Source organism: Cupriavidus sp. GW821-FHT07C08, from assembly GCF_059419025.1.
Genome location: NZ_JBWKQZ010000001.1, coordinates 32,366 through 58,099, shown reverse-complemented (window position 1 = coordinate 58,099; position 25,734 = coordinate 32,366). Strand labels below are relative to the sequence as shown.

General features: G+C 61.9%; 29 protein-coding genes. 18 read left to right on the top strand and 11 right to left on the bottom strand.

Translation table 11 applies throughout. The features are described 5' to 3' along the window. Window positions 1-2 precede the first annotated feature (2 nt). Window positions 3-356, bottom strand: coding sequence for a hypothetical protein (locus tag AC07UK_RS00320; protein WP_053821811.1), 354 nt, complete (start codon window positions 354-356; stop codon window positions 3-5). A 134-nt stretch (window positions 357-490) separates the two neighbouring features. Between AC07UK_RS00320 and AC07UK_RS00315 the strand changes: the two genes are divergently transcribed. The 15 genes from AC07UK_RS00315 to AC07UK_RS00245 all read left to right on the top strand — a co-directional run bounded on the left by AC07UK_RS00315 (window position 491) and on the right by AC07UK_RS00245 (window position 13,180). Next, window positions 491-1,549: a DMT family transporter gene (locus AC07UK_RS00315; RefSeq protein WP_053821810.1), complete on the top strand. Its 1,059-nt coding sequence runs from the start codon at window positions 491-493 to the stop codon at window positions 1,547-1,549. A 246-nt stretch (window positions 1,550-1,795) separates the two neighbouring features. Then, window positions 1,796-2,278 carry a hypothetical protein gene (locus tag AC07UK_RS00310; RefSeq protein ID WP_053821809.1) on the top strand — a complete coding sequence of 161 codons (483 nt, stop codon included), beginning with the start codon at window positions 1,796-1,798 and terminating at the stop codon, window positions 2,276-2,278. A gap of 453 nt (window positions 2,279-2,731) precedes the next feature. Beyond that, a complete protein-coding gene (locus AC07UK_RS00305) occupies window positions 2,732-3,322 on the top strand; it encodes a hypothetical protein (protein WP_053821808.1) in 591 nt (196 codons plus the stop codon). 179 nt (window positions 3,323-3,501) lie between these two features. Continuing rightward, entirely contained in the window at window positions 3,502-3,690 is a 189-nt protein-coding gene (locus AC07UK_RS00300; RefSeq protein ID WP_197717929.1) for a YodC family protein, read from the top strand. Then, window positions 3,690-3,956, top strand: a complete 267-nt coding sequence (locus tag AC07UK_RS00295; RefSeq protein WP_061959895.1) for a DUF6953 family protein — start codon at window positions 3,690-3,692, stop codon at window positions 3,954-3,956. The genes AC07UK_RS00300 and AC07UK_RS00295 overlap by 1 nt, the downstream gene beginning before the upstream one ends. A 756-nt stretch (window positions 3,957-4,712) precedes the next feature. Beyond that, a complete protein-coding gene (locus tag AC07UK_RS00290) occupies window positions 4,713-4,934 on the top strand; it encodes a DUF2188 domain-containing protein (protein ID WP_061959894.1) in 222 nt (73 codons plus the stop codon). A gap of 13 nt (window positions 4,935-4,947) precedes the next feature. Further along, the gene (locus AC07UK_RS00285; protein ID WP_061959893.1) at window positions 4,948-5,577 is read left to right on the top strand and encodes an ATP-dependent DNA ligase; all 630 of its coding nucleotides are present in this window, start codon (window positions 4,948-4,950) and stop codon (window positions 5,575-5,577) included. A 524-nt stretch (window positions 5,578-6,101) separates the two neighbouring features. Continuing rightward, entirely contained in the window at window positions 6,102-6,290 is a 189-nt protein-coding gene (locus AC07UK_RS00280; protein WP_061959892.1) for a hypothetical protein, read from the top strand. A gap of 42 nt (window positions 6,291-6,332) precedes the next feature. Then, window positions 6,333-6,659 carry a helix-turn-helix domain-containing protein gene (locus AC07UK_RS00275; RefSeq protein ID WP_061959891.1) on the top strand — a complete coding sequence of 109 codons (327 nt, stop codon included), beginning with the start codon at window positions 6,333-6,335 and terminating at the stop codon, window positions 6,657-6,659. Between the two features lie 26 nt (window positions 6,660-6,685). After that, window positions 6,686-7,000, top strand: a complete 315-nt coding sequence (locus AC07UK_RS00270; RefSeq protein ID WP_061959890.1) for a hypothetical protein — start codon at window positions 6,686-6,688, stop codon at window positions 6,998-7,000. Window positions 7,001-7,070: 70 nt separating this feature from the next. Beyond that, a complete protein-coding gene (locus tag AC07UK_RS00265) occupies window positions 7,071-7,277 on the top strand; it encodes a hypothetical protein (RefSeq protein ID WP_116328429.1) in 207 nt (68 codons plus the stop codon). 29 nt (window positions 7,278-7,306) lie between these two features. Then, window positions 7,307-7,666 (top strand): CPCC family cysteine-rich protein, encoded by a 360-nt coding sequence (locus AC07UK_RS00260; protein ID WP_197717930.1) that lies wholly within the window; start codon window positions 7,307-7,309, stop codon window positions 7,664-7,666. A 257-nt stretch (window positions 7,667-7,923) separates the two neighbouring features. After that, window positions 7,924-8,628, top strand: a complete 705-nt coding sequence (gene imuA, locus AC07UK_RS00255) for a translesion DNA synthesis-associated protein ImuA (RefSeq protein ID WP_061960020.1) — start codon at window positions 7,924-7,926, stop codon at window positions 8,626-8,628. Further along, complete coding sequence (locus tag AC07UK_RS00250) at window positions 8,555-10,018, top strand: Y-family DNA polymerase (protein ID WP_061960019.1); 1,464 nt, start codon at window positions 8,555-8,557, stop codon at window positions 10,016-10,018. Before imuA ends, AC07UK_RS00250 begins: the two co-directional genes overlap by 74 nt. A 9-nt stretch (window positions 10,019-10,027) precedes the next feature. Further along, complete coding sequence (locus tag AC07UK_RS00245) at window positions 10,028-13,180, top strand: error-prone DNA polymerase (RefSeq protein WP_061960018.1); 3,153 nt, start codon at window positions 10,028-10,030, stop codon at window positions 13,178-13,180. Window positions 13,181-13,225: 45 nt separating this feature from the next. Here AC07UK_RS00245 and AC07UK_RS00240 read toward each other — a convergent pair whose 3' ends face one another. The 6 genes from AC07UK_RS00240 to AC07UK_RS00215 all read right to left on the bottom strand — a co-directional run bounded on the left by AC07UK_RS00240 (window position 13,226) and on the right by AC07UK_RS00215 (window position 18,989). After that, the gene (locus tag AC07UK_RS00240) at window positions 13,226-14,302 is read right to left on the bottom strand and encodes an RES family NAD+ phosphorylase (RefSeq protein WP_157779644.1); all 1,077 of its coding nucleotides are present in this window, start codon (window positions 14,300-14,302) and stop codon (window positions 13,226-13,228) included. 235 nt (window positions 14,303-14,537) lie between these two features. Continuing rightward, window positions 14,538-14,699 (bottom strand): hypothetical protein, encoded by a 162-nt coding sequence (locus AC07UK_RS00235; RefSeq protein ID WP_157779643.1) that lies wholly within the window; start codon window positions 14,697-14,699, stop codon window positions 14,538-14,540. A 22-nt stretch (window positions 14,700-14,721) separates the two neighbouring features. Next, the gene (locus AC07UK_RS00230; protein WP_061960015.1) at window positions 14,722-15,024 is read right to left on the bottom strand and encodes an H-NS histone family protein; all 303 of its coding nucleotides are present in this window, start codon (window positions 15,022-15,024) and stop codon (window positions 14,722-14,724) included. 466 nt (window positions 15,025-15,490) lie between these two features. Further along, window positions 15,491-15,673: a hypothetical protein gene (locus tag AC07UK_RS00225; protein ID WP_061960014.1), complete on the bottom strand. Its 183-nt coding sequence runs from the start codon at window positions 15,671-15,673 to the stop codon at window positions 15,491-15,493. Between the two features lie 699 nt (window positions 15,674-16,372). After that, window positions 16,373-17,026: a hypothetical protein gene (locus AC07UK_RS00220; protein ID WP_232348072.1), complete on the bottom strand. Its 654-nt coding sequence runs from the start codon at window positions 17,024-17,026 to the stop codon at window positions 16,373-16,375. A 205-nt stretch (window positions 17,027-17,231) separates the two neighbouring features. After that, the gene (locus AC07UK_RS00215; RefSeq protein ID WP_115737189.1) at window positions 17,232-18,989 is read right to left on the bottom strand and encodes an SIR2 family protein; all 1,758 of its coding nucleotides are present in this window, start codon (window positions 18,987-18,989) and stop codon (window positions 17,232-17,234) included. A 206-nt stretch (window positions 18,990-19,195) separates the two neighbouring features. Between AC07UK_RS00215 and AC07UK_RS00210 the strand changes: the two genes are divergently transcribed. After that, a complete protein-coding gene (locus AC07UK_RS00210) occupies window positions 19,196-20,140 on the top strand; it encodes a 5'-nucleotidase (RefSeq protein ID WP_115737190.1) in 945 nt (314 codons plus the stop codon). A 698-nt stretch (window positions 20,141-20,838) separates the two neighbouring features. Beyond that, window positions 20,839-21,282 carry a GNAT family N-acetyltransferase gene (locus AC07UK_RS00205; protein WP_436221737.1) on the top strand — a complete coding sequence of 148 codons (444 nt, stop codon included), beginning with the start codon at window positions 20,839-20,841 and terminating at the stop codon, window positions 21,280-21,282. Between the two features lie 382 nt (window positions 21,283-21,664). On the opposite strand, the gene AC07UK_RS00200 is transcribed toward AC07UK_RS00205, so the two are convergent. The 4 genes from AC07UK_RS00200 to AC07UK_RS00185 form a co-directional block, all read right to left on the bottom strand. Next, window positions 21,665-21,937 (bottom strand): pentapeptide MXKDX repeat protein, encoded by a 273-nt coding sequence (locus tag AC07UK_RS00200; protein ID WP_436221736.1) that lies wholly within the window; start codon window positions 21,935-21,937, stop codon window positions 21,665-21,667. A 64-nt stretch (window positions 21,938-22,001) separates the two neighbouring features. Next, the gene (locus AC07UK_RS00195) at window positions 22,002-22,775 is read right to left on the bottom strand and encodes a molybdopterin-dependent oxidoreductase (protein WP_436221735.1); all 774 of its coding nucleotides are present in this window, start codon (window positions 22,773-22,775) and stop codon (window positions 22,002-22,004) included. Window positions 22,776-22,796: 21 nt separating this feature from the next. Beyond that, window positions 22,797-23,426 (bottom strand): cytochrome b/b6 domain-containing protein, encoded by a 630-nt coding sequence (locus tag AC07UK_RS00190; protein ID WP_436221734.1) that lies wholly within the window; start codon window positions 23,424-23,426, stop codon window positions 22,797-22,799. 382 nt (window positions 23,427-23,808) lie between these two features. Further along, the gene (locus AC07UK_RS00185; protein WP_494688073.1) at window positions 23,809-25,038 is read right to left on the bottom strand and encodes a cytochrome-c peroxidase; all 1,230 of its coding nucleotides are present in this window, start codon (window positions 25,036-25,038) and stop codon (window positions 23,809-23,811) included. A 37-nt stretch (window positions 25,039-25,075) separates the two neighbouring features. On the opposite strand from AC07UK_RS00185, the gene AC07UK_RS00180 reads away from it, so the two are divergent. Further along, the gene (locus AC07UK_RS00180; protein WP_494688074.1) at window positions 25,076-25,687 is read left to right on the top strand and encodes a helix-turn-helix transcriptional regulator; all 612 of its coding nucleotides are present in this window, start codon (window positions 25,076-25,078) and stop codon (window positions 25,685-25,687) included. Window positions 25,688-25,734: the final 47 nt, after the last annotated feature.

The window sequence follows — 25,734 nt, the reverse complement described above, 5'->3', positions numbered from 1 at the left end:
CGTCAGACAGGAGCGTGAGGTGGGCGTAATGGTGGTGTGCCGGTAGGATCCGGTATCACAGCGCCGTCAAACAGGGGCGTCTGGTAACGCGGCGGCAGGACGGGAAGCGAGTAAGCCAGGCTTACCGTTCCCAAGAGGTTCGAGGCGAGCTCGAAGTCCAACTGGTGTGACGCCGAGGCGCTGGAGTCGTCCTCGTGGATATCGCCATCGTCGTCATGATGATGCGGCACGTGCTCGGCGTGGACAACCATATGGTCCAGCACCGGGCCGGACGCATGCGCGAATTGCCGCTCCACTGCAGCGAGAGCCTGCAGCGGGAGCATCAGCATCAAAAGGATGGCAACAATTCGCGACATGCGCCGGATTCTACAGGAATATGCCGGCGTCATTGGCGCACCCCTGCCGCGTAAAGGGCCGCCCAATCACCTGGTCGCCTCAATTGTCGGATGCGCGCGACAATGCCATTCCGCTATGCCAACCGCAATACGCCATGTCACTACGCTTAGCATCCCCGGCGCTCGCTGCCGCGATACTTTTTGGAGCCAGCACTCCGCTGGCCAAGGCTTTGACCGGGGGAATATCGCCGCTGATGTTGGCGGGACTGCTTTACTTGGGCAGCGGAATCGGCCTGCTCATCGCAATTGGTGCCCGCCGACTCTTTGGTGCGCGTCAAAGCGCCGAAGGCGGCACGCTTGCCATTCCCCCCGCAGAGTGGCCGTGGCTGCTTGCCGCGATTATTGCCGGGGGCGTCGCCGGCCCGGCCCTATTGATGACGGGCCTGAACGAGACAAGCGCCGCGACCGCGTCGCTGCTGCTGAACGTTGAAGGAGTGTTGACCGCCGTGATTGCCTGGGTGGTCTTCAAGGAAAACGCCGATCGTCAGATCGTTCTAGGGATGGTCGCGATCGTGGCGGGCGGGCTCCTGCTCTCGTGGCAGCCGGGCGAAGTCAGATTCGCATCGGGGGCGATTCTGGTCGTGGCAGCGTGCCTTTGCTGGGCCGTCGACAACAACCTCACACGCAAGGTTTCCAACAACGACGCGCTGGTCATTGCCTGCCTGAAGGGACTGGTAGCCGGCGTCTGCAATACAAGCTTGGCATTTGCCACCGGCGCGGATCTGCCGCCGTTTGCGAGCACACTGGCTGCCATGGTCGTGGGCTTCGCGGGATACGGCGTCAGTCTCGCCCTGTTCGTCATAGCCTTGCGCTGGCTGGGCACTGCGCGGACCGGCGCCTATTTTTCGATTGCGCCGGTATTTGGCGTCGTCATATCGCTGGCGATATGGCCCGACGTGCCAGGCGTCACGTTCTGGCTTGCCGCAGCTTTGATGGCACTCGGCATCTGGTTGCACCTCCGGGAACGGCACGAGCATGAGCATACCCATGACCCGCTCGAGCACAGCCATGCCCACCGGCACGACGCGCACCATCAACATGAGCATGACTTTCCGTGGGAAGGGGCCGAACCGCACCGCCATTGGCATCGGCATGAGGTGCTGATCCATCGGCATCCGCATTATCCGGACACGCACCATAGGCACAGCCATTAGGACACGTTCGAACCCGCCGAAAAGTCGCTATGCGGCGCTGCGTGGATCAACGCCATATTGGCGCACGTGTGTGCGCCACCCCACAGAAGCGAACCGGCGCGGCTACATCGCGCCTGGGCCGCCTCGCCCAACCCGCACAGCCCCACTGTATGGGCGGATTCGGAACCAAGGTACCAGCCCACGGGGAACGGTGGGTGCAGCGTGACGGACCTGTAATACTATGGCTACCCTCACCGCTTAACTGGCATGACTAACTTCGTTTTCGCGCTGACGCCGGCGCAACAGGCTGCGGTGACGGCGCGCCGGATGGCGCTGCAGCTGTCCGCACGCCAAGCGAGGTTCTTGGCCGTGGCTGCTGACCCCGATGACCCGCTCGGCATTGTGCGCGTGTTAGGACTCGACATCTCGACGCTGCAACCCTTGGCACCGCGCCCCTGGCTCGACATGGCTGCCCGCACAGCTAGCGTCAGCTACCGCGGTTCTTTGCCGTCGGACGTGCTGGCCTCCATGCTGGCCGAAGGCCGCGTGGTGTCCGAGTGGTTCCCTCATCTCGGGCACCTGCTGGATGAGACGCCGCTTTCACTGCTGATTCTCGCCATCGAGCAGCTCGCTAACCAGCAACACCTCCCCTTCACAACGCTCTGGCGGAATCTCGGGCAACTAGCGCAGGCGTGTCAGTCCCATCGGCTCGCGGGCTGGCTGGAACTGTTCGCCGAGCATGACACCTGATCGCTGACGGCCTCGTCCAGTCAGCGCCGAAGTCGCTGTCGCACGGTAATTTGCAGCGGACCATCTTTGCCGCGCAATCGTTCGGGTAGCGCCCGTGCCACGACACCATGCGACAAATCGCCAGGCCGTATGTGCGCAGACCACTGACCCAGGTCACGCTCATTGAGGGTGAGAGACGCGTTAAACGCGGACATGGCCCGCCACACCAGTTGCCGAAGGCCACGCGCGCTATAGTGTGATGGTTGCGTAGCAGTCGCGACCATGTTGGTTCGTGGCGCGCGAACGCCCCGCAGATAACCCAACGCATAGCAGAGCGGGTCATCGCGATCGCGCCAGTGAGCGTGCAGCGCCGCAGATAGCCGCCGGCTCACCGGCACCGCCCGCTCGATTTCTGCACAGATTTGTTACAATTTTTAACTCGATGAGCCAGCCCTCTTTTCATTGTGAGCGGCAATGGGAAACCCCGACGAACTAAGCAGAGAAGACCTGTTGCTCCGCCTCATCGAGCGCTACGTCATGATTGGTGGCCGTTACTACCGTGACATACCGGCGGAACAACAGGCGCAATACCTACCCGACGTCTGCGAGAGCGAATCGTATCGATGTGAACGGTTGCGACAGCTGCTATATGAGCACGGCGCATTTCGAGGAGTGCCTTTCCGAAAGGGACCGATCGAGGTGATGGACGCCTTTATTGCTCAAGGTCCGCAGCGGCTTGCGGCAGAGCGCGAGAGACAGCGCGCCAGTGCCGAAGAAGACGAGCAAATGCGGAACCGACTTCTTGCACGGCAAAGAGAGCGGGAACCTGAGATTGACAGGACCGCAGACAAGCACCGCCGGCTGAGCTGGCTACCTTATGAGTCGGGGCCCGAAGGCCAGATTCTCGACCTCGTCAGTGCAAGCGTCAAGAAGTTGCACGCGGTCCAAATCGCCAAGCTGCTCGAGATGGAAGTAGCCGATGTCCTGGAAGGACTGGCGTCGCTGATCAGGTCAGAACGCATTATTGCGAGCGGCGACGGCACGTTTAAACTGGCAGACGAATAACCTGCCGGGGAGACACGCCCCTTCGCACGCTACCTGACAGACTGAAGATGTAACATGGCCGCCGTACATCCAAAGAACACTTTAAGTTGAACCGTTCAACGGAGTAACAATTTTCTGCAAAGTTTGTTCAACTAAATTTGTTACTAGGCAAGCGACAAGCAGCGTCACGCCGTCAGTGTGTGAGTAACAAAATTACGCAAAACAACGAAGGCGACATCGTCAAACTGAAATCTGGTGGCCCTGATATGACGATCAAGTCTGTTGAGGATAACGGGTACGTCAACTGCAACTGGTTCGCTGGAAGGAAGCGGGAGCAAGGCCGGTTCAAGGAGGCTCAAATTCTGCCCGTCGAGGCAGAGGCGCAGTGATGACTGCAAACGATGTCGCTCGCTGGATGCTTGAGCAGATGGGTCGAGATGGCTGCATCTACCAGGACGACGTGGTGGACCACCTTGTGAAGGCCAAGCGCGAGGATCTGTTGAAGGAAAATGCGGACGGCAATCAGGTCGTCGGCACAGAGGCGCTTACGGCCTTCCGCAAGCTGACTGAGGCGACCGTGGTTTGGGTCAAGCCAGATCGTTACTGGCGCTTTCGCGTGTCGGAGGACGAGCCGGGACGAGAAGCTCGGGGATAGTCGAGTCGCTCGCGGAGCTGTCCGAGCCCCCATGCTTCTGTGTGAGCGCAAGGCCGTCCCCACACCGGCAGCCGGCACTACGAGATCAAGCACGACGGCTATTGGATGCTCGCCGGCAATGGTTCGTGCAGGCGGCGGCCGTGATCAGGAAGGGCAACGATCTGGGGAGGGGTACGAAGCAGTAAGTGAGACTTTGCCGTGCGGCGCGCAGCTTCTTGCGATTGCCGCCGGCGGAGGACATGGATACGGAATCACCGGCACCTACGCGCTCGAGCGCGTCGCCCAAGATGCTTCTTATGACAAATAGCGTCACCGCGTGACGCCCCAGCCCACCCGTCGCGGTGGGCTTTTTTTTCGCCCGTGCCGCCGAGGCGCGAGCTGTGGCGGCCGCCGCCACAGGTTACGGCACGACTCGAATTGCTATCGCGTCACTACGATGTGTGCGTTGGAAACCCCCCCGGAGGAATCCCCCGGTGGGCTGCAGAAAGATGGCCGGGCATTAGAACGCCACACCTTGGATACCACGGCGACCCGCCTTTGTGGTTCCCATTCTGATACACACACCAGGAGAGTAACGCCATGCTGTTTCTTCAAATGCTGACTGAACTGTTGAAAGTTGCGGTGTATTTGCTCCGCGCGCTGGAGGTCATCCTGCGCCTGCTGGGCATGCAATGATGACTCGCGGTGTCGGACACAGCCGGATGGTGGCCACCGCCCTACCCGCCACAATGGATTCGCATCTTTACGGAGGCGATCATGGGAAAAAATATCCACGTAGTGCCCAAGGACGGCGGCTGGGACGTGAGCCGCGAAGGCGGCCAGCGCGCCAGCTCGCACCATGCGACGCAGGCCGAGGCCATCGAGGCGGCCACCGCCGCGGCCAAGCGCGACAAGGTCGAGCTGCTAGTGCATGGCAAGGATGGCCAAATCCGCCTGCGCAACAGCTTCGGCAACGATCCCACCCGCTCGAAAGGCTGAGGGCCAGGTGCCCATGCCGCCCGCCCAGGCCGCGCCGCTGGCGGCCTTCGAGCCCATGCTCCTATGCGATCGCAAGACGCTGCCGCGGACGGGCCAGTGGCACTATGAGCTGAAATACGATGGCTACCGCGCGCTGGCCGGCACGTCGCCGGCGGCGCTGAGAACCCGCAACGGCGCGGACGCATCCCGATGGTTCGCCGAGGTCGTCCAGAGCCTCAAGGCGCTGCCGCGCGGCGCGCACGTTCTGGACGGCGAGGTGGTGGTGCTGGACGAGTACGGCCGCCCGGACTTCGACCGGCTGCACCGGCGCGCCAGGCGGCGGGGCTATCAGCCCGGCGACGACCTGGTCGTGTACTGCGTGTTCGACCTGCTGGTCTACCGCGGCCGCGACCTACGCGCCGAGCCTATCGAGGTCCGCCGCGAAAAGCTTCAGCAGCTTCTGGCCGAGCCGCCGCGCGGCATGCTGTGCGTTGGCACTGTGGACGATGGCCACTGGCTCTACCAGCAGGCCGTCGCGCTGCAGCTGGAGGGCATCGTAGCGAAGCGCGCCCACAGCCCCTATGTCGGCGGCCGGTCGTCGGACTGGCTCAAGATCAAGCGGCCCGGCGCCATTCCGCCCGGCCGCTTTCATCGGGCCATCTGATGCACTGGTGTGCAGCACCGCGCGCGGGCCCCGCAAGTGCTTGCGACGAAGTGCGCTTCCGACTACGCTATCTCGCTCACGGCAATGACAATAAGATGTGTGAATGTCCCTTGATGATGTCCGCTCCGTGCGTACAGGACTCCCATGAGATCGCTTGAGCCTGCCCCTTGCCCACTTTGCGCCGCGTTGGCGGAGCGCGGCGAGTTGCCGAGCGGCAACGGGTTCTCGTACCGTTGCGCAACATGCGGAAATGGCGTTTTTGAGGTCGGCACGGGGGCGCTAGCTCGCATCCAGCGTGACGGCGTCCACCCAGACCTCCCCCCAACGATTCGACGGTGGCTGCAAGAGGGGCGACGGCCGCGGATCGAACTGAATGGGGGGAAGCTGAGTTCGTATTGCCTGCCTGTGGCCGGTGGCTGAGCCCGACGTACACCAAGACAGCCGGCATGAAAGCGGAAATCTCTGAAACTCGCCGCGCACTATCCGGACGGGCGACCCTTCACTTCACGAACTGACGGATTTCGATGGAAACAGCGATTGAAATAGGGATTGCAATTCTGGTCGGCGTAGGCTTCGCCGCGTTCCTGGTGGCTTCGTTCCGAGGCGTTCTTGGCGCCGACGACATGGAAGCAATGAAGCACGCAGACTTCGCCATCCAGGATGCAGCAAGGCGGCAAGGCGGCCAGCGCCGTGACAATCTCGGGAAACCATGACGTCGCGGCGCCGTGGCGCGTGCGCGGTTGCGGAACTATCACATGGATCGCGTGCAAATCATCACCGATAACGAAGGAAGACCCGCCTTTGCCGTCATCCCCTATGCCGACTATGTGGCGCTGCGCCACCACACTGACAAGGACTTGGTGCCGCATGCCGTGGTCACGCGTGTTCTAGTTGATGACGTGCCACCCATTCGTGCTTGGCGCGAGCACCTTGGCCTCACGCAACAGGAAGTGGCCGATCGCTTAAGCATCAGCCAGCCGGCTTTCGCCAAGCAGGAAAACGCCCCGCGGGTACGCAAGGCGACGCGCGAAAAGATCGCGGCCGCGCTGGGCATCCATGCGGCGCAGCTGGACATTACGTGAACGGCCCCGGCCGGCGAGGAGATACCATGGACGACCTGCATTCCCGCGAAGGCACGCAGGATCTGATCGCCCGGCTGCGCGCCAGCGAGGCGGGCGCCGAGAGCCCGCACTGGCGCCGCGTCCATGCCGCCAATGTGCAGGCCGCCATCGAGCTGCTGAACGCCTACACCGACCGGCATGCCCGCGCGGGCGCGTTGGATCTGGTTGCCGACCTTCGCGCCAGGATGGCCGGCGTCCCGTACTACGACTGGTGCCGCGTCGAAGTCGCGACGCTGCAGGCGGCCGGCGATCTGCTGGAAACGTATCTGAACGAAGCCGGCCCGCTGAAGCGCGGCCGATAGACAGAACGCCCCCAGGGCACCTGCGCCACCGCGCCCCGCACCGGCCGGCCGCCGGGACCAGAGAAAGCCCATGAACAAAGAAGAAGAAATCAGCCTAAAAATGCGCTTGGTGAACGAGCGCCTGCAACAGATATCCGTCCTGACTGGTCAGATGGCCATGGTAGGGACCGCAGAATCGGGAAATGAACGGTTCGCCGCCTTGATGCAGGACTTCGACCGGATGCTAGACCTCTCCGAAAACCTGATCCGACAGTGGGATGCATTGAAGGCGGGGTAGTCGCCTGAATCGATTCCGCCGGCCGCCCGATGGCGGCTTTTTCATGGGAGCCGCCGGTATGCGACCGGGCGGAGGAAAACGCCCCAATCGGGGAAATCGGGGTGGGGAATAACGGGATCAAAACCCACATGAAATGCCAATGCGACTGCTGCGACTACTTCACGTTGGACACTAAAGGCCATTGGGAAATCTGCCCGGTTTGCTTCTGGGAGGATGAGGCCTGGGGACTCAACAAACCGGACCACGAATCCGGTGCCAACCATGGCCTGACGTTGCGGCAGGCGCGCGAGAACTTTGCCCGCTTGGGGGCCTCCAGCGCGCGGTGGCTCCAGCATGTGCTGCCGGCAGAAGCTCGCGGCCGGTTCCCCCAGGCGGCGCGAACGCTATGACGCCGTAAAGCCGCCCGCGGGCGGCTTTTTTATGGGTGGCGCCTTTGCCGATAACTGTTGTTTTCGGCACGGCGGACAAAGCAACCTGGCCGAAGCCCGTGCGTCACCGCATGCCGGCGCCCCCCCAGGAACCGCACCGACGCAGCTATCAGATAGCTACTTAGTACCATACGGTGCTAGTTTAGGCACGTGTGTGTCTTATGGGCGAGATGATTACTGTACGGATATACAGTACACTGGCTAACAGGAACCCTGTCATGCCAGTTCTCGACCCTGAAACCATCCATCCAGCACTGTGGCGCGCCTCCCAGCTTGCCCGGAGCGCCGGCCGCACTGTCGCCGCGGCTGACAAGGCGCTCGCCGGAGAGTTGCCGGGCGGCGGCTGGCCCCTCGGCACGTTGGTCGAACTGCTGGTGCAGCAACCCGGTGTGGGGGAGCTTCGTTTGCTGCGCGACGCCCTGCTGGCGCTCGGGAAGCGCCCAATCGCGCTGCTCTCCCCGCCCCACCCGCCCCAGGCGCTGGCATGGGGAAATTGGGGTATCCCTGCTGAACGGCTGCTGTGGCTCCGCCCGCAACGCACGGCCGACCTGCTGTGGGCAGCCGAGCAGCTGCTGCGGGCCGGAACGTGCTCTGCGGTGCTGTGCTGGCAGCAACATGTCCGGGGCGAGTCATTGCGTCGTTTGCATCTAGCGGCGCAGGCGAGCGAGACACTGTTCTGTCTGATACGCCCGCTCGCTTGCGCACGCGACAGTTCACCAGCGCCTTTACGCGTGGCCATCGCACCGGCGCCCGGCGGCGTCGATCTGACCTTCGTCAAGCGACGAGGGCCGCAACAGGAGGTGCCGCTCCGGCTCGCCTTGGCGCCGTCACCGATTCTTTTGTCTCGTCATGCAGCACCTGTGGATTTGCCTTCGCCTACCGTCGCTACCCCTCGAAGTCTTCCGGCCGAATTGGTCAATTGAACTCCCGGCGGTTGTCCTGGAACAGGAAAAAGTGGTCCACGCCTCATCGAGCGCTCGAGCCGGCGGCGTGCGGTATCTGATGCGCCGCGGTGGCGTGCAGGCAATCGCGCCCGCTACCCTGCTCTTTGACCGCGCGCCAGCGAAGGAAACGGAGGCCCTGTATCGCGTCGCCATCGCGCTGCTGCAGTATTCCCCGAACGTGGTCCTTGCCGAGGAAGCGGCGGTGCTGGTCGATGTTTACGCAAGCCTTCGGCTTTTCGGCGGCATCCGTAAGCTCCGGGGACGCATGCGTCGAACGGTGGAGACCATGGGATTCTCCTGTTCGCTGGGCTGCGCCCCTACCGCTCAGGGCGCCTGGCTACTGGCGGCGGCCGGTGGCGGCGCGGCACTGTCCGATGCATCCTTGGCTCGGCAACTGACGTCGTTGCCGGCTGCCCTACTGCCCGCAGCACGCGCGCATCGTGACTGGTTCGATGGCTTGGGATGCCGAACACTCGGCCAGATTCGGCGCTTGCCACGCGCAGGCCTGCAGCGCCGTTGCGGCGACGCAATCAATGACGCGCTCGATCGCGCGCTGGGCGAGGCACCCGAAATCTTCGACTGGCTCCAGGCGCCGCCAGCCTTTTCGGCGCGCGTTGAGTTCCCAGACCGAATCGAACAGGCAGAGGCGACGCTCGCCTATGCCAACGGTCTGATCGCGCAGCTGCTCGGCTGGCTGACGGCGCGTCAGTTGGCGCTATCTGGCTTTGTCGTGTCGCTCGAGCACGAGCGCGGCCGAGAAGCGCAGCCGCCCACGAAAGTCGATATCGCACTTGCCGAGCCGGCGTGGCACGACGAGCACCTCACGCGATTGCTGCGCGAACGACTTGCGCGCTTGGAGATCACGGCGCCATTGATCGCGGTTCGGCTGTCGGTCACCGACGTGCAACCCATGGCGCCGCCGAGTGAGACGCTATTCCCCGAGCCCGGCGGCAAGCCGGAGGACCACGCGCGAGTGATGGAGTTGCTGGTCGCGCGGCTGGGCGCGGATCACGTCCTGAAGCCTGCGACGCGTGCCGACTACCGCCCGGAGCATGCGAACGCATGGGTGCCCATCACCGAAGCGGCGGAGCCGGCGCCGCCGCCGTCTGGTCTGCCTCGACCGGCCTGGCTCCTGGCCAAGCCGGGCGCCCTGCTCACTCGTAATAACCGGCCCTTCTATGGCTCCCAGCTACGGCTTGTCTCGCCGCCCGAGCGCATCGAGGCCGGCTGGTGGGATGGCCAGTTGCTGACCCGCGACTACTTTGTCGCGGAGGCCGAGGACCACAGCCACTATTGGATCTACCAGGAACGCCTGGGCAGCCGCGACGGCGACGCGGTGCGCTGGTATTTGCACGGCCTTTTCGGATAGGGATCGACCGTGCCAACCCCCACCACCGGCGAGCTGGGCACCCTGCCCGGCTACGCCGAGCTGCAATGCCGCTCGAATTTCAGTTTCCTCGAGGGCGCCTCTCGCGCCGAAGAGTTGGTCGAACGCGCCGCGGCACTGGGGTACCACGCGCTCGCGATCACGGACGAATGTTCGCTGGCCGGCATCGTTCGAGCGCACACCGAGGCAAAGACGCATGGCCTGAAACTGCTGGTCGGTGCCTCATTCCGGTTGGTGAACGCCGACGGTAGCCCTGCCCTATCCTTCGTTGCGCTAGCCCGCAACCGCGAGGGCTACGGCAACCTATGCGAACTCATTACGCTGGGGCGCACGCGCACCGCCAAGGGCACCTATTGGCTGACGCCACGCGACCTGGAGGCACCAGAAGGCGAGGCGGCGCACCTACGTGGCCTGCCCGACTGCTTGATCGTGTTCACCCCGGAGTACGGCACGGCGCCGGAGCGGTTGCACTCGCAGGCGGCGTGGGTTGCGCGGACCTTTGCCGGCCGCGCATGGATGGGTCTAAGTCTGCTGCATCGGCCACTAGACGATCTGCACCGTGCCGCCGTGTACGAGGCGGCCGCGGCGAATCACCTGCGGCTGGTGGCCACCGGAGACGTGGTGATGCACGTGCGCTCGCGCAAGCCGCTGCAGGATGTGCTTAGCGCGATCCGGATCGGCAAGCCAGTCGGCGATTGCGGCTACGCCCTGATGCCCAATGCGGAGCGCCATCTGCGCTCCCGACTGCGACTAGCGAACCTGTACCCCAGCCGGCTGCTGACCGAGTCAGTCCATATCGCAAATCTGTGCCAGTTCTCGCTGGACGAGCTGCGCTATGAGTATCCCGAAGAGGTGATTCCGGACGGCACCACGCCGACCGATTACCTGCGCCGAGAGACTTATATCGGTGCCCACCGTCGCTTCCCTTTGGGCATCCCGCACGCGGTGCAGGAACAGATCGAGCACGAGCTCGCGCTGATCCGGGACATGGCCTACGAGCCCTACTTCCTGACCGTCTACGATATCGTCCGCTTCGCCCGCTCCAACGGCATCCTGTGCCAGGGCCGTGGCTCGGCCGCCAACTCGGCGGTGTGCTACTGCCTGGGCGTGACGGAGGTCGATCCGGCGCGCGGCAACCTGCTGTTCGAGCGCTTTATTTCCAAGGAGCGCGGCGAGCCTCCCGATATCGACGTTGACTTTGAGCACCAGCGCCGCGAAGAGGTCATCCAGTACCTGTACCGCAAGTACGGGCGGGATCGCGCGGCGCTGGCGGCTGCAGTGTCCACCTACCGGCCGCGAGGGGCGCTGCGCGAAGCTGGCAAGGCGTTGGGTGTCGATCCGGCGATCGTCGACCTGGTGGCGAAGTCCCACCAGTGGTTCGATAGCCAAGCCGACCTGCTCAAGCGCTTTGCCGAGAGTGGCGTCGACATGGAAAGCGAACTGACCCAGCGCTGGGCCGCGATGGCCGTGCAGATGCTAGGCTTTCCGCGACATCTGTCGCAGCATTCTGGCGGCTTCGTGCTAGCGCGCGGCAAGCTGTCACGGCTTGTGCCGATAGAGAACGCGGCCATGCACGAACGCAGCGTCATCCAGTGGGACAAGGACGATCTCGACGCCGTGGGCTTGCTCAAGGTCGATGTGCTGGCGCTGGGCATGCTGTCGGCCATTCGGCGCGCGCTGGATCTTGTTGCTGCCCAGCGGGGTGAGGTTTTCGAACTGCAGGACATCCCCGCCGAGGATCCCGCAACGTATGAGATGCTGTGCCGCGCCGATTCGATGGGCGTGTTTCAGGTGGAATCCCGGGCGCAGATGTCCATGCTGCCGAGGCTGCGACCGCGCACCTTCTACGACCTGGTGATCGAGGTGGCCATCGTCCGCCCCGGGCCCGTGCAGGGCGGGATGGTGCATCCTTACCTGCGCCGGCGCCAAGGAAAGGAGCCGGTCACCTATCCCAGTCCGGCCATGGAGAAGGCGCTATCCCGGACGTTGGGCGTACCGATCTTCCAGGAACAGGTAATGCAGGTGGCCATGCTGGCTGCGGGCTTTTCCGCCGGCGAGGCGGACCAGCTGCGTAGGGCGATGGCAGCGTGGAAGCGCAAGGGCGGACTCGGCGGATACCATGAACGGATCGTGTCCGGCATGCTGGAGCGCGGCTATGACCGCGAGTTCGCCGAAAGCATCTTCCAGCAGATCCAGGGCTTCGGTGAATACGGTTTCCCCGAGAGCCATTCGGCGAGCTTTGCGCTACTGGTGTACGCGAGCGCCTGGCTGAAATGCCATGAACCCGCGGCCTTCCTCTGCGCGCTGCTAAACAGTCAACCGATGGGGTTCTACACACCCTCGCAGCTAGTCCAGGACGCACGACGTCACGGCGTCGAGGCGTTGCCGGCCGATGTCACGGTCAGCGCCTGGGACTCCGCGCTCGAGAGTGGCCCACCGGCGGCGGTGCGGCTGGGCTTGTCGTTGGTGAGAGGCATGCGCCAGGATGCCGCGCAACGGATCGCGGAGGCGCGCGCGGTGCAGCCATTCGTCTCCGTTGGTGACTTGGCGCGTCGTGCCCGGCTCGATCGGCACGACCTGCAGGTGTTGGCCGCGGCCAATGCACTGGAAGGACTGGCTGGCGATCGGCGCCAGGCGCTGTGGCAAGCGACTATCGCGGTGCCCGACAAGGATCTGCTGCGCCCGACGACGATTGCTGAAGATGCCCCTTCCCTCTCCGCCCCAACGGAAGCCGAGGCCATCATTGCAGACTATCGGACGATGGGGCTCACTCTGCGACGTCATCCCCTATCCCTGCTTCGCGGCAGGTTAGCCGCGCAGCGCTTTGAATCGGCGGCAACGCTTTCGGCCTATGGCGACAGGCAGTTCGCCCGCGGCGCCGGCCTGGTGACAGTGCGCCAGCGGCCGGGTACCGCAAATGGGGTCATGTTCATGACGCTCGAGGATGAAACCGGCACGGTCAACGTGATCATATGGCCGAGCATTCTCGAGAAATTCCGCAGGGAGTTCCTTGGGGCATCCCTCATTGGAATCTACGGCCAGTGGCAAGCCGATGGCGACGTGAAACATCTTGTCGCACAGAGGGCCATTGACCTGTCCACGATGTTGGGAGCGCTGGACACGCGCAGCAGAAACTTCTGCTGAAGCTCGCGACGATGTAATCTCGGCCGGAGAGGTTGGTCTAAGGTTCTATGCAAGGCCTGCTTCCGTCGCGACCTTGTGGCGGTAGTCAACACTATCGACAACATGCACGGTCACTGCATCACTCTCTATCGATAGGTGGAATGTTGGACGCCACTCGGGGCGATGAATATGCTCAGGCGCACCTCGATCAAAGAGCGCATAGTTGACTCCCCCCTTGCGCTGCACTGACTGGAATGCAATGCCGTCAAACGACCAATTTTTCTCGTAGCGGATGAACTCCGCTAGCGCCTGAGTCACCACATAGTCCGTGTCGTTGGCTCGGACCGGACGTGAGATTTCTTCGTGTAGATACCGAAGGAGCAGCCGATACTCGCTGCGCTTCTGATAGTTGGGGTCGAAAAGACTCAGAGGCTCGTGCTTTAGCCAACGATTCAGCGCTGTAAAGTCGAAGAACTTCAAAGGTTCCGTAGACTGGAACTGACCAACGACCACGGTGTCCCCGATGGACGGCCGTACTTCAGCGATACACGTATCAAGTTCGCGCGAAACATAAAGCAGTGGGATGCCGGCCGGGCTCATGCGATTGTTCGCGGCTCGTTCCTTAGGTGCTGCACCCAGCGCGACGTCAGGGCTGTCCGCAAACGACTTAGCTTCGTGAGCGCTGTCGGCGATGCGAGATCGGTAGAACCTTGTCCCAACGCCATGAATTGTGACCAAAGCCGGCGTCCCGGGTCGCTTTGGGTCCGTCGCGTTGAGGGCTTCGTCAATCAACCCCTCGAAAAAACTACGCGCCCCATCATTGAAGAAACGTTGGCCATGGGTGAGTTCATCAGCTATGCGGTGCCAGGCCCCCACTACATACCATCGTTCATGCTCTTCCGAATCGAAGGGGCTCCCTGTGCGGCGGTATTCTTGCCCTGGGCAATAAAAGTCCTCTTCAGCGGCACTCGCATCCTCCAGACACTCCGAGACTGCTCTCCTGATAAAGTCCGAACGGCAACCGATGGCCTCGCCCACCACCTCATCAAGTGTCCTTTCGTACCCAGGATAGAGCCCATAGTCTGGCTCAAAGTGGTTTGGCAGGTGTTTTCCGATAAATTCAGCGATGCGTTTTGGCGTCATCGCGTTTATCGTCGCACTATTGCATCCACTACAGACCCGCCTCTCAAATAGTTCCGACGCGAGCATTTTGACGATACGGTCATCTACACAATCTGCACACACCCACGTCGGTTCCGCGCGTTCCCCCTCCAACATGAATTCATGAAATAGGCCCTTCGTTCCTGAGCTCACCTTCGCAATTCCTCATACGGCTAAGCCTGCAGCAGCCTCGCCTATCCGCTGTCAGCGCTCTTCGTTACGCCCTATCACCGATCAAGCGACGGACCAGATCCGCTGCATCGTACATGCCGAGCCGGTCAGCGATTACAGCGAGATCGCGCAACTGATCGTTCGTCGCGTCTTGCCGTTGCGGCTGCTGTTTCAGGCTCGCCAGAATCGCTTTCAAATGCTCAGACATCGACGTCTCCTTGACGGACACCTCATTGAGCCGTAGGGATGCGAAAACGCTCCCTGTTCTTTCCGAGCCAGGACGGCGCGCGACCACGTCCGGACCAAGTCTTTCCGGTTTTCGGATCCTGATACATCGCGACCGACTCGGATCTTGCCTTAGTGCGTGGACGGCCCCGACCGCGCCGGCGGGCCAGGTCGTCGACCGTTAGACCATATTGATCCATCAAATCGTGGATCTGCTGAACCGCCGCGCCGACTTCCGCCTGGCGCGCTTCTTCCAGACGCGCCTCCAACGCTTCCCTTTGCGCCAATAGCTCTTTGTATGTCGTCATTTAATACTCCGAGAGAAAACGAGTTTAGCCACTAGCGAGTCTACGAGAAATCCACCGTGTTGACGGCACATTGCCCGGCCACCAACATCACGGCGGAAGCTGCGGTCCGACTGCCCCGATATTCGTTCGGCAGACTGGAAAGAAGAATGGAGAGCATCGCTCCGCCCTCTGGTGCTTGACATGCCCGCCGGGCCGATACGGCCGACCTTTCGCCCCGCCATCATTCTCCATTTAAGACACAGTCAAACTGCGCGGCTGCGTAAAGCGAGTTGCAACCCCACACTTCCCGACCGGCGCGATAAAAGACGCACCACTTACCATCGCTGACGCACTGAGCCTCGGGAAAGATCTCGCTATGACCGTTCGCTGTTGCCGAAAGAAGCGTGCCCTCCCGGGTCCGGACAAGGTACTTGCCGGCCGGCAATGGCGCTGGCTGTTCCAGTGTTCGTCGCATTCGAGTCCACTCCTACACAAGCTCGTACTTCGCCATCAGTTGGGCCTTTCGCAATTCTTTACGCTGTCGATCCGCAACGGCGCTTTCATGGGGCGCAATGCTACGGTCTGCCGCAAGCGTTGCGTCATATCGCTCCGTCTCGGCGACAATCTGGATCAACTCCCGAAGCTCACGGCGGGCATCGCTGAAGACCATGGTGTGTACTCCACTGAAAGGTTGAAGTGAATTCGAGGAAAGCGTGTTTCGCTGCTTCATAGAATACACGCCGTACCGTTAATTCCAGCTATCATCGCGTTCGGAAGTCAGCCGATAATCTAAGCGATTCACTTTCTAAAGACGGAAAGGTTTCAAAATCGCGTACCCCCTTGGCCGGCACGGCAATGTGTGCTTTCAATCTGTGCTATGGCGCCAGTCCCATCGACGTTGAACGTGCAGCCAGGCGCATTGCCGCCGTAGTCGCAGACACTGAGATGGTCCCGGCGATCCGCGGGTCGCTGGCCCGCAAAGCGCGGACCTGACCAAACCGCTGAACGCCTGCCTCGTAGGGTTGCCGTCGCGTGATGTAGCGGCGAAGCTGGACGATACCCTCGCAGACGACTTTACCGCGGACGAACTGCTATCACTCGCACAGTTCCTGGACACGCCGGCTGGGGCCCGGATCGCACAGGCTCATGCAGAGCGGCTGGGATCGGGAAAACTCGACTTCACACTGAGTCCCGACAGCGCATTCTCAACGCACACCTTGCAACGCTATGAGCCGACCTCGCATTTCGTTGGATCGATCGCGCAATTCTGCAATCTCGGGCTGAAGCAGCTTCTCCAAGGGCGTCGCCCCATCACCGCCGCGTGAGCCAAGATGCCGGGCAACAAAATCGAAGGCCGCCTCCGTCTCGGCTAGACGTCGACCATACACAGGCTCGTGATGCGCAATGCGGTTCCGGGATTGATAGATCGCCTCCAAATGGCGGGCGACCTCGGCCGGCTAATAGTCTTGTACGGAAAGACGCGTTTTAGCGCGGGCCTCCAGAGCGTCTGTTCGTAATCCGGCGAGAACAAGCGCTTCCAGAAATACATGGTGAGTTGCGCGACCACTTGCCCCATCGGAACTTGAATCGCGGCCTGCCGGGCTTTGACGAGGGCGTCATAAGGAAGAGCTGAAGGAGCCACACCACCGCGCTTCCTGAAGGCGATGGCGTCCAACGCGCGCTTCTGTTCCTGTGTGTGCTTCGCGTAGGCAGCTTGCCGGGCGCTCTTCTCAGCGCTGATGATCTTCTCGCGTTCCTCCCCGCCCCATGCAAACGGTGCGGGCGGGTTTCGCAGCCAATCCGCCGTACCGAAATGTTCGGTGAGCCGGTCACAGACGGCATTGCGCAGCGCGATCTCCACGACGGCGGTGACGGTCATCAGGGCGGCGGCCAGCCGCAGCATCTCCTGATGCAGCGCAATCGCGCCGCGGTTCGAACCTGCAAGGCGCTCGAACGTGCTGAGGCGCTCGCTGGACAGCAATGCTGCCACCGCAGCCAGTTCTTCGTCGTTGAGATGGTCCATTGACTTAGCGGCCCAAATTCCGTATATTAGGAAGCGAAAAGTCGGGATCAGTGTTGGCAGCCGCCTGCAAGGGTGGGCGGACCCCCGACTTCCTGCTTTGGGGGCGCTCTGCGGAGCGCCCTTTTCATTTGTGGCGCCCACGCGACCCCTAGCCCGCACGTGTGTCGCCAGGGAGGCGACTGAAGGGCCACATCCCTCAAGGGAGTTACCAGTTTCGTGAGATCACGCCACGAAAACCGCGCATGAATAGCTCAAGGCGCGGCCGCTGGCGCTTAGCGAAGCCAGAGTCTATCAGCTGGTCGCCCCAGTCCCCGGCTAGCTCATCGAGAATTGGCGCCGAGACTGACTCGCTCCATGACGAGCGCCCGACCGGGGTCCAGTTGTTCCCGCCCGTACTCAACCCCTGCTCGAGCGCCCCGTCCTCGTGCACATCCGTGTAGGCCAATGACGCGAGAATCTCGAAGCGGGCGAAGCACGGTTCGATGTCGGGTAGCACGCCCATAAAGGCCGGAGCCCACGCGCCCAGCGCCGTCAGGATGCGGTCGCTCGATGGTGTCTTGTGATTCTCCTTTCCGGGGAGATGCTTGAAATACTCCGCGCCTGCCCAAGCGAACCCGAACAGACGGTCGACCGTCCGGCGGCGGCCATGATGGTCGCGTTCCAACTCCGCCGTCAGAAACCGATGCAAGGTTTGCCACCGACCGGCCCTGGTGAGCCCAAGACCGTATGCTGCGAACATGAGCACCGCGGGATAGCTGCGGATCTCAAGATAGGGCAGATAGCCGGATTGAACTTCCCGGGCCTTCGCGTCCAAGGCGCGAAGGGCGTCCAGCACCAGCTCCAACTCCTCACCGTTTCCCCAACGCCCGAGCACGCCAGCAACGGTCGCCAGGCCCTCCATTACCGCCTCGTAGGTTTCAACGTACCGGCAAAACACATCCTTTTGATAGTCGCCTGCGGGTGGATTAGCACGGTGCTCATCCAGTGCGGCGGCTACTCTCGCGAGCTGGTCGCGCACCAGATCTTCCAATGGGATACGGAACTCCGACTTGGCCACGTAGCGCCGCGCACTTGCCACGGCCAACGCGACGCTGGCCGGATCCGGCGACTGGCTCTGCGCCAATGTTTCCACCGAGCGCTGCACGCCTTCCAGGAAGCCATCGGCATCGTCGATCGGAATCGTGACGCCCCGCCGATGATCCAGCAACTCCTGGCCGCGGGGCCGAAGCCGTCCGCCCTTTGCCGCCCAAAAGAGCGGGTACCGGCGGTTGGGGGACCGCAGGATAGCCGCGCGCAGCGCGTGATCCCACTCGCCGGACCAGCCGCACACGATCAATCCGTAGTCGTCGAAGACGCGATCGAGCAGCTGGTCGTATTCGGGGGGGTAGCCCGCCAGTTCGGCGTCGGTATTGAGGATGCGTGCATCCTTGTAGTCGCCGTGCAGCTTGACGAGGTAGCAGCCGGCATGCGACATCGGCACCGAGCCGGCCAGCCCGTCCACTGAAGCGACAACGACCGGCTCGACTCCTTCGTCGCGAAGCGCGTTCTCCATCAGCCGGTCGAAGTTCGTGGTCAGGATGACCTTGATAAAGCCGTCGCGGACCAGGCGTGCGATGGCGCGATGCGCCCGTGTCGGCAGCTTCTTACCGGCGTCCCGCTCCTCCGGCGTGGGCTCGATGTAGCGATCCAGGATGGCCCGTCGCTCGGCCGCGGTGTCAGCCAGTTGCCCCAGCAATCGCGAGTAATTCGGCTCGCCGCCAAACTTGGTTGCATACCAGCGCGCCCAATCCGGCTGCTCCGGCTCCCCTTGCATCAGTGCGACACGGCGCACCAAGTCTAGCGTGATTTCCCAGCCGGTTGGGATCGCGGCGGCGCGAGAGATGCCCGAGCCCAGCAGCACGGCGTGAACGCCGGGGTTCTCGTATAAGGAGAAGGCGAGCTTAGTGGTGGGGTCGATCTTCATGGCTGTCGGCTCGTGAGGGGCGAATTGGCGCCGATTCTAAGGGAAAAGCAAGGCGCCACCTCGAATGCTGCGCTTTTCTTGTTCTTGATAACTACGCTTATCACGAATATCAGGGTATACCTTGGTTGTCAGCGCCCCGGTGGTTGTGCGCAGAACTCATAGCGCCTCACTACAGAGCCTCCGAAAGTGCTCGTTTATACTCACGCATGGCCTACGACCTTACCGACAAGCTTGTTATCGGGATTTCATCTCGCGCGCTGTTCAACCTAGAGTTGGAGAATCGCCTGTTTCAAGAAGAAGGCGTGCTGGCTTACGCCGCTCACCAGCGCTGTCATGAGAACGAGCCACTTCGTCCAGGCACTGCATTTCCCCTTGTTCGCGCCTTGCTGGAGCTGAACAGCACCATTCCCGGGCGGCGACTGGTAGAGGTGGTGGTGATCTCGCGGAATTCGCCGGATACTGGCTTGCGCGCGTTCAATGCCATCGAGACGCACGGGCTCGATATCACGCGGGCGGCGTTCACCGGTGGGGCACCAATCGCGCCCTACTTGCAAGCTTTCAAGGTCGACTTGTTTCTGTCTCGCGACGCCGCGGATGTTCAAGCAGCGGTGGACGGAGGGGTCGCGGCCGCGCAGCTCTACGATGCGCCACCGGCCTATCAAGCCCCGGAGAAACAGATCCGCATCGCCTTCGATGGCGACGCCGTCTTGTTCTCCCCGGAGTCTGAGCGCATTTTTAAGACCGAGGGGTTGAACGCATTCATCGAGCACGAACGGCGCAATCGTCACGAAGCAATGGCGGAAGGGCCTTTCGCCAAGTTGCTGCTCCGCTTGGCAGAGATCCAGCAACATTTCCCGCCAGGGCGCTCACCTGTGAGGATCGCCATCGTGACCGCCCGCAACAGCCCGGCCCATACACGGGTTATCCATACGCTCCGCGCTTGGAACGTATCGATCGACGAAGCGTTTTTTCTTGGAGGACTTCCGAAAGATATGGTCCTACAAGCCTTCGGCGCCCATATGTTCTTCGATGACCAAGAATCGCACGTGGAGCGCGCTGCCGGCTTGGTTCCCGCCGGGCTTGTACCGTACAAAGGCGGTCAACTTCTGCCCGCTACACAAGCCGCGATCCCCGCTCCGACGGAAAGCTGATAGCGTTTCTCTACGATTTCTGTCGATTGTTCCCCCTGTCGGCCCACGCGTGGTGCACGCACCCGATTGGCCAAGGAGGAAAAGCGGGTCCGCTGCGGCGCTGTACCGCCGCCCTTGGCTGCTATGGGGAACACACCGCTATCGCGATAAGGATACTTATCGTAATAGTTGCGCCATGCTGCACGTCAAAACACGTTGGATCGCCTCCACGCATAAAGGGAGCATCACCACATTGCCTCGTTGCGCGCCCGCAAACCAGACGGTGGACACGAACGGGCGGCTTGGCTATTGCCTGGACGTCGTTGACCTCTTTATCGGCAGCGGATCGCGACAAAGACCGCGTCTTCTGTAAGGCCCTGAGACAGCACGGCTATGTCTTGCCGGGCACAGCGATTAGCCGCGTCAATGACATGCCGATAGAAAGAGCTGCACAGGGACGACTGCGTGCACGCATCAAGCGCTGGACAAAGTCCTTGCGGGATCAAGGGGGGCGGCCTCTCGCATGTCAGGCAGCCAGCTGGCGCATGCATGAGACTTCGCGCTCGCATGCAATCGCAAAAGAACTCCTCTGAAGAGCAAAAATGTTGTCTTCCCGACATGCCAGCAAGACTGCTTCCGGGAGATAGCAAATCTACTTAAGAAGAATCCCTACGGGCGGAAGCATCCTGGCAAAAGTAGGATGACGGGACGAACTTTGCATGAAGGAATATGTCATGCGTCCCCGCTATGCGACTGAGAAGGATTGGCCTGAGGTTGAGGCCCTCCTGCGTGCTTCCTCACTTTGCGTCGAAGGAGTACGCGAACATATCACCCATTACATGACGGTCCGCGACAATGCCGGGCTTCTCGGATGTGCCGGCCTGGAACGCTATGGGACAACAGGTCTTCTTCGAGGACTGGCTGTTGCGCAGCGCGCAAGGTCTGCAGGTCTCGGCGAGCTTCTGCTTTCCGCAGTCGTGGCAGACGTCCGGCAGCAAGGGGTCGCATCAATAGTGTTGCAGACCAAGACCGCATCCGGCTATTTCGCGCGCCTCGGCTTCGCGCCAATCAACCTTTCTGACCTGCCGCCCGCCGTAATGCACTCGCAGGAACTCAACCGTCCCCCAGCCGATGTCGGGACGCTGATGCAAATTGCCTTGTAGTAGCTCGCTCGCAAGTTCATTAGCCGGAGCTGGCAGCCAGGCGCGCTGCGGAGCCACGGAGCATTGCTCACAATGCACTAAACAATGCCATGCCGGCCGCTACATCGGGCGTCAAGCTGGAAGTCTGAAGAAGCACCGATGCCAGCAAGCCCAGCTGACCAGAGTAGCAATACTTAGAGGTCGGGTGCGCCCTACTCTCTCGCGCGAACGCACCCAATGACTTTCAGAAAGCGGTAGAGGCCAAGAGCTGTTGCCGTCTGCTGTGCCCTGCTGTACCCCTACTTCGGTACGAGTGGCATGTCGCCAGCGGCATGCCTCGGGAGGCGGCTTTGGCTGAAGCCTCCGAAGTCGCTCGACGGGTAGGCAACGTGCGCACGACCTACTATTGCTTCGTTGCGTCCTTCCCCATGGAATCCTTTCCCATCGCATCCTTGCTCATGCCTTCCTTCTTTTCGTGAGGCTTCTTGGCGTGACTCTTGCTCATTTTTTCCTTTTTCATGTCCATGTCGTCCTTCCCCATGGACTCTTTCGCCATGCTGCCGCTGGCACCCATGGCGCCCTTGCCCATCTCGTCCTTCTTCATCGCGTCCTGTGCCCATGCATGGCTGGCAAGCAACACCGCGGAGGAAAGCAGCAAAACCAGGCGTTTGTGCATGTTGTACTCCTTGATTGGATTGGTAGGGAGAAGCCGGCAGACTTGCCGGTCAGGTTTCGGGGGGTCAGGAGCCCCCAAACCAGTTGTATCCCTGGTCTTCCCAGTAGCCGCCGGGATACTTGTTTGTGACGTAAATCGCGACAATGTGCTTCGGGTTCTTGTACCCAAGCTTGGTGGGCATGCGCAGCTTCATCGGAAACCCATACTTCGGCGGCAGGCGTTCGCCATCGTAGGTGAAAGTAAGCAAGGTCTGTGGGTGCAGCGCAGTGGGCATGTCGATGCTGGTGTAGTAGTCATCGGCGCAGAGAAAGCCCACGTATTTTGCAGTGGTATCGGCACCGACGCGCTGGAGAAAGTCAGAGAAGCGCGTACCGCCCCACTTGCCGATGGCACTCCATCCCTCGACACAAATATGGCGAGTCACCTGCGCCGTCTGCGGCAACGCGTAGAGTTCTTCGAGGGTCCATGCCGTCTTGCGCGAGACCAAGCCACCGACTTCCAGTTGAAACGCGTTGGCATCGACCTCTGGTACTTCAGCGAGGGCGTAGTAGGCATTGAAAGGAAACGGCCGCGTCAGCCTTGACTCGGGATAGGTCGGCGCCAGCCGGTTAGGGTCGAACAGCCAGCCCTGCACGCGGTCGTTGAAGCGCGAAACTGCCATTAGAAAGGACTCAACCGACGGTTTGTCGGTAATGCTGCAGCCCGTCAGCAGTAGCAAGCCACCAAGCGTAATGGCACGCTTTCCGAACAGTCGGCGAGCTGGCATGCTCAGCTCGCGAGCTGCATCGTGCAATATCAGCTTGCGGTCGAGCCTGACGATTCGCTCAGCTTTGCTCATGACCATTCTCCCCATCGAAACCTAGCGTCCGCGCAGCATGATGATGAGGGTGCGTGGTACCAGCAACACCATCACCACATGAATGACAAGGAAGAGCGCAATCGCGCTCATGCCGATGAAGTGCACCCAACGCGCAGCGTCATAGCCTCCCATCAATACACGTAGCAAGGGAAATTGAACCGACTTCCAGATGGCAAGCCCAGACAGCACTGTCAGCACAATTATCACCACCACCCCCACGTAGAAAAGCTTCTGGGCAGCGTTGTATTCGGCCAGATTTTGGTGCATGAGCTTGCCTCGCATGGCTGCTGCAATGTCACGCAGCGCCGCTGGGACGGAAAGCGGGAAGAAGCGTCGCCGGAAACGGCCCGTGACGATATTCATCACCAAATAGAACAAGCCATTGGCGACAAGGAGCCACATCGCAGCAAAATGCCACTGCAGGCCCCCGGCAAGCCAGCCGCCCAGGGTGATTGCATTGGGAAAGTGGAAGCCGAACAGCGGCGATGCGTTGTAGATGCGCCAGCCGCTAAGCATCATGATGAGCACCGCGATGACATTCAGCCAGTGCGTGATGCGAACCCATGCGGGCTGGATGGACTGGCCGTGCAGCGCCAACTTATCGGGCGGCACATGGTGGGCATTGTTCACTTGCTTTCTCCGACGGCAGGCGGCACATCGGTGACCGCCTGCTTCACCACGTTCGTCGTCCCAGACGCCAAGACCTTACAAGGTCAACTCATTCTTTCCCTGTCACCCTGGTTCCGCTTCTGGAGAATGCGTCAAAGGCCACTTGTCAGCTCAGGAAATCCACGCCAGTTCGGCCTTTGAAATTAGAGCGACACGCGCATTCACGATAGGAGCAAATCCCGAAGGAGGCAAAGTAGGCCTTCGCTCCGGCTGGCCGTGCTTTCGATGTATCGACCGAGGACGCCAGCCCCATTCGGAGAAAGCAGAACCGACGTATTGGCGGTCCCAAACCTGAAGCCTCGGCCCGCCCGAGGACGGTTCCTCACCAACTACAATGACGCGCTTACCGGCCTGAGACTTGCTCGGAGCCGTGATAATCAGGTCGAGACGGGCGCTCCACGATGGGCCCCGATAGACTGCTCAGGAACGAGACAACGTCCCGCGTCTCCTCCTCCGTCAAGCGGATGGGCTTGCGCTCAGTGTGTCCCTGGCCGCCATGTGCCAGTTCGGAATGACCAACCGCCGCTGCCGGCGAACGCACGTAGTGCGTCACTACCTCGTCCAGGTTCGCAAGCTGGCCTGCGTGCATGTACGGAGCTCGTAGGGCCACGTTGCGCAAGCTCGGGGTCTTAAAGGCGCCTTCCATGCCCGGTTCGCCGGTCGCCATGAAGCTCAATTCCTGGCACGCTTGCGGGGGCGCGTCGCTGTAGCGGCTCAGGCAGTTGAACTCGTCCGCCAGAACCTTGGCTGTGGCGGGCGCGCGGCCACGGTCTGGGGGTGCGGGCTCTCTGGGTGGGATGCCGGTGTTGTGGAAGGCCTGGTCGGTCAGGAGCGGGCCGTTGTGGCACGTCGCGCATTGAGCCTTGCCGATGAACAGGCGAAGGCCTTTGACCTCCTGGGCAGACAGCGTTTGCTGGCCCCCGCGGTCACCTTTGAGAACCGCGTCAACATACCGGTCGAAGCGGGAGTCGCCGTAGCTCACGGTCCGCTCGTAGGCCGCAATCGCCTTCCCAAGGTTGGCGAAGACGCGATTTACGGCATCGCGTTGCTCGTTCGTCAGCCGAGACCAGGCCTCTCTTTCGTCAGCGCTGCCGAGCGGGCTCGCGTCGGCCGGCAGGCCCTGCAGGTTCGGGAAGGCGCCGAACAGGGACTCATATTCCCGCCGGTAGTGCGCGCGCACGACTCGGGCGAACTGGACGCGGTTGCCGCCGTCCTCGACGCCATCCTCCAACGGACCCAAGGCTTGCGACCACTGGCTGTCTTTGCGGCCATCCCAGAACGGGAAAGGGCTGTACGCTGTCGCTGCGACTGGCATGGTGCGGCGCTTTCCGACTCCGACGCCCCTTCCGACGGGCAGGCCGTCCTGGAACTGGCGGTCGGACGCATGGCAGCTGGCGCACGACACCGCCCCGTTGCGAGATAGGCGTGCATCCGTGAACAGCCGCTTGCCGAGCGCGACAGCTCTGGCTTGTCCGGAGTCCCCGACGATAACGTTGAACACGGCTCCGTCGGTCACATCGCCCGCTTGAATTGCCAGACGCATGTCCCACCAGCCGGTCATGCTGAACTTCATGCCTTCGAGTGAGTAGACGCCAGGCGCTATCTCGCGTGTGTGGACTGATTACGAAGGCGCCATCGTCCCCAGTGAATGCACGCACCAGTTCGAAGTTGATGGCTCCGCCATCATGGCACACCTCTTCGTGGAGCCCGAAAGCAGCGCCGGGCGCGCACTCACGGCACGCTTTAGTTCCAATGCCGTCGCTGAACTTCCGGCCGCAAGTGCCCACGCGGCTGCCAAGTTGCTGGTCGAAGCCTTGCAGTCGAGCCAGTTGGTCAAGGACATGGTCGAGGCTGCATCGTTGGCAGCCGCAGTGCTGTGTGGGACCGCGACTAGACCTGACAAAAACCTGGACCCGCGTCTTAGCCGGGCCCTGGACTATATCCGCTCAAATATTCGGAATCCCATCACACTGAGTGACGTGGCCTCAGCGGTCGCCCTGTCGGAAAGTCGTTTTCGGCATCTCTTCGCCGCCGAAACCGGCAGTTCCTTCAGAGCGTATGTCCTATGGCTGCGCATCAATCTGGCCATAGAGGCGGTCATGTCCGGCGCATCCTGGACGGAGGCCGCGCATGAGGCCGGATTTGCGGATTCGGCTCACCTTACGCGGACGCACAAGCGCATGTTCGGCATCGAACCGACAGCACTGCGCCATCAACCGTGAAGCGCCACGGCGCTACCGCCACTAGACGGCAAACGCGCTCAGCCGCA

Excerpts from the sequence above, each read along its gene's own strand:
- AC07UK_RS00320 (WP_053821811.1), bottom strand. The coding sequence starts at position 356 with ATGTCGCGAATTGTTGCCATCCTTTTGATGCTGATGCTCCCGCTGCAG.
- AC07UK_RS00315 (WP_053821810.1), top strand. The coding sequence starts at position 491 with ATGTCACTACGCTTAGCATCCCCGGCGCTCGCTGCCGCGATACTTTTT.
- AC07UK_RS00310 (WP_053821809.1), top strand. The coding sequence starts at position 1,796 with ATGACTAACTTCGTTTTCGCGCTGACGCCGGCGCAACAGGCTGCGGTG.
- AC07UK_RS00305 (WP_053821808.1), top strand. The coding sequence starts at position 2,732 with ATGGGAAACCCCGACGAACTAAGCAGAGAAGACCTGTTGCTCCGCCTC.
- AC07UK_RS00295 (WP_061959895.1), top strand. The coding sequence starts at position 3,690 with ATGACTGCAAACGATGTCGCTCGCTGGATGCTTGAGCAGATGGGTCGA.
- AC07UK_RS00290 (WP_061959894.1), top strand. The coding sequence starts at position 4,713 with ATGGGAAAAAATATCCACGTAGTGCCCAAGGACGGCGGCTGGGACGTG.
- AC07UK_RS00285 (WP_061959893.1), top strand. The coding sequence starts at position 4,948 with ATGCCGCCCGCCCAGGCCGCGCCGCTGGCGGCCTTCGAGCCCATGCTC.
- AC07UK_RS00280 (WP_061959892.1), top strand. The coding sequence starts at position 6,102 with ATGGAAACAGCGATTGAAATAGGGATTGCAATTCTGGTCGGCGTAGGC.
- AC07UK_RS00275 (WP_061959891.1), top strand. The coding sequence starts at position 6,333 with ATGGATCGCGTGCAAATCATCACCGATAACGAAGGAAGACCCGCCTTT.
- AC07UK_RS00270 (WP_061959890.1), top strand. The coding sequence starts at position 6,686 with ATGGACGACCTGCATTCCCGCGAAGGCACGCAGGATCTGATCGCCCGG.
- AC07UK_RS00265 (WP_116328429.1), top strand. The coding sequence starts at position 7,071 with ATGAACAAAGAAGAAGAAATCAGCCTAAAAATGCGCTTGGTGAACGAG.
- AC07UK_RS00260 (WP_197717930.1), top strand. The coding sequence starts at position 7,307 with ATGGCGGCTTTTTCATGGGAGCCGCCGGTATGCGACCGGGCGGAGGAA.
- imuA (WP_061960020.1), top strand. The coding sequence starts at position 7,924 with ATGCCAGTTCTCGACCCTGAAACCATCCATCCAGCACTGTGGCGCGCC.
- AC07UK_RS00250 (WP_061960019.1), top strand. The coding sequence starts at position 8,555 with ATGCAGCACCTGTGGATTTGCCTTCGCCTACCGTCGCTACCCCTCGAA.
- AC07UK_RS00240 (WP_157779644.1), bottom strand. The coding sequence starts at position 14,302 with ATGACGCCAAAACGCATCGCTGAATTTATCGGAAAACACCTGCCAAAC.
- AC07UK_RS00235 (WP_157779643.1), bottom strand. The coding sequence starts at position 14,699 with ATGTCTGAGCATTTGAAAGCGATTCTGGCGAGCCTGAAACAGCAGCCG.
- AC07UK_RS00230 (WP_061960015.1), bottom strand. The coding sequence starts at position 15,024 with ATGACGACATACAAAGAGCTATTGGCGCAAAGGGAAGCGTTGGAGGCG.
- AC07UK_RS00225 (WP_061960014.1), bottom strand. The coding sequence starts at position 15,673 with ATGGTCTTCAGCGATGCCCGCCGTGAGCTTCGGGAGTTGATCCAGATT.
- AC07UK_RS00220 (WP_232348072.1), bottom strand. The coding sequence starts at position 17,026 with ATGGACCATCTCAACGACGAAGAACTGGCTGCGGTGGCAGCATTGCTG.
- AC07UK_RS00215 (WP_115737189.1), bottom strand. The coding sequence starts at position 18,989 with ATGAAGATCGACCCCACCACTAAGCTCGCCTTCTCCTTATACGAGAAC.
- AC07UK_RS00210 (WP_115737190.1), top strand. The coding sequence starts at position 19,196 with ATGGCCTACGACCTTACCGACAAGCTTGTTATCGGGATTTCATCTCGC.
- AC07UK_RS00205 (WP_436221737.1), top strand. The coding sequence starts at position 20,839 with ATGAAGGAATATGTCATGCGTCCCCGCTATGCGACTGAGAAGGATTGG.
- AC07UK_RS00200 (WP_436221736.1), bottom strand. The coding sequence starts at position 21,937 with ATGCACAAACGCCTGGTTTTGCTGCTTTCCTCCGCGGTGTTGCTTGCC.
- AC07UK_RS00195 (WP_436221735.1), bottom strand. The coding sequence starts at position 22,775 with ATGAGCAAAGCTGAGCGAATCGTCAGGCTCGACCGCAAGCTGATATTG.
- AC07UK_RS00185 (WP_494688073.1), bottom strand. The coding sequence starts at position 25,038 with ATGAAGTTCAGCATGACCGGCTGGTGGGACATGCGTCTGGCAATTCAA.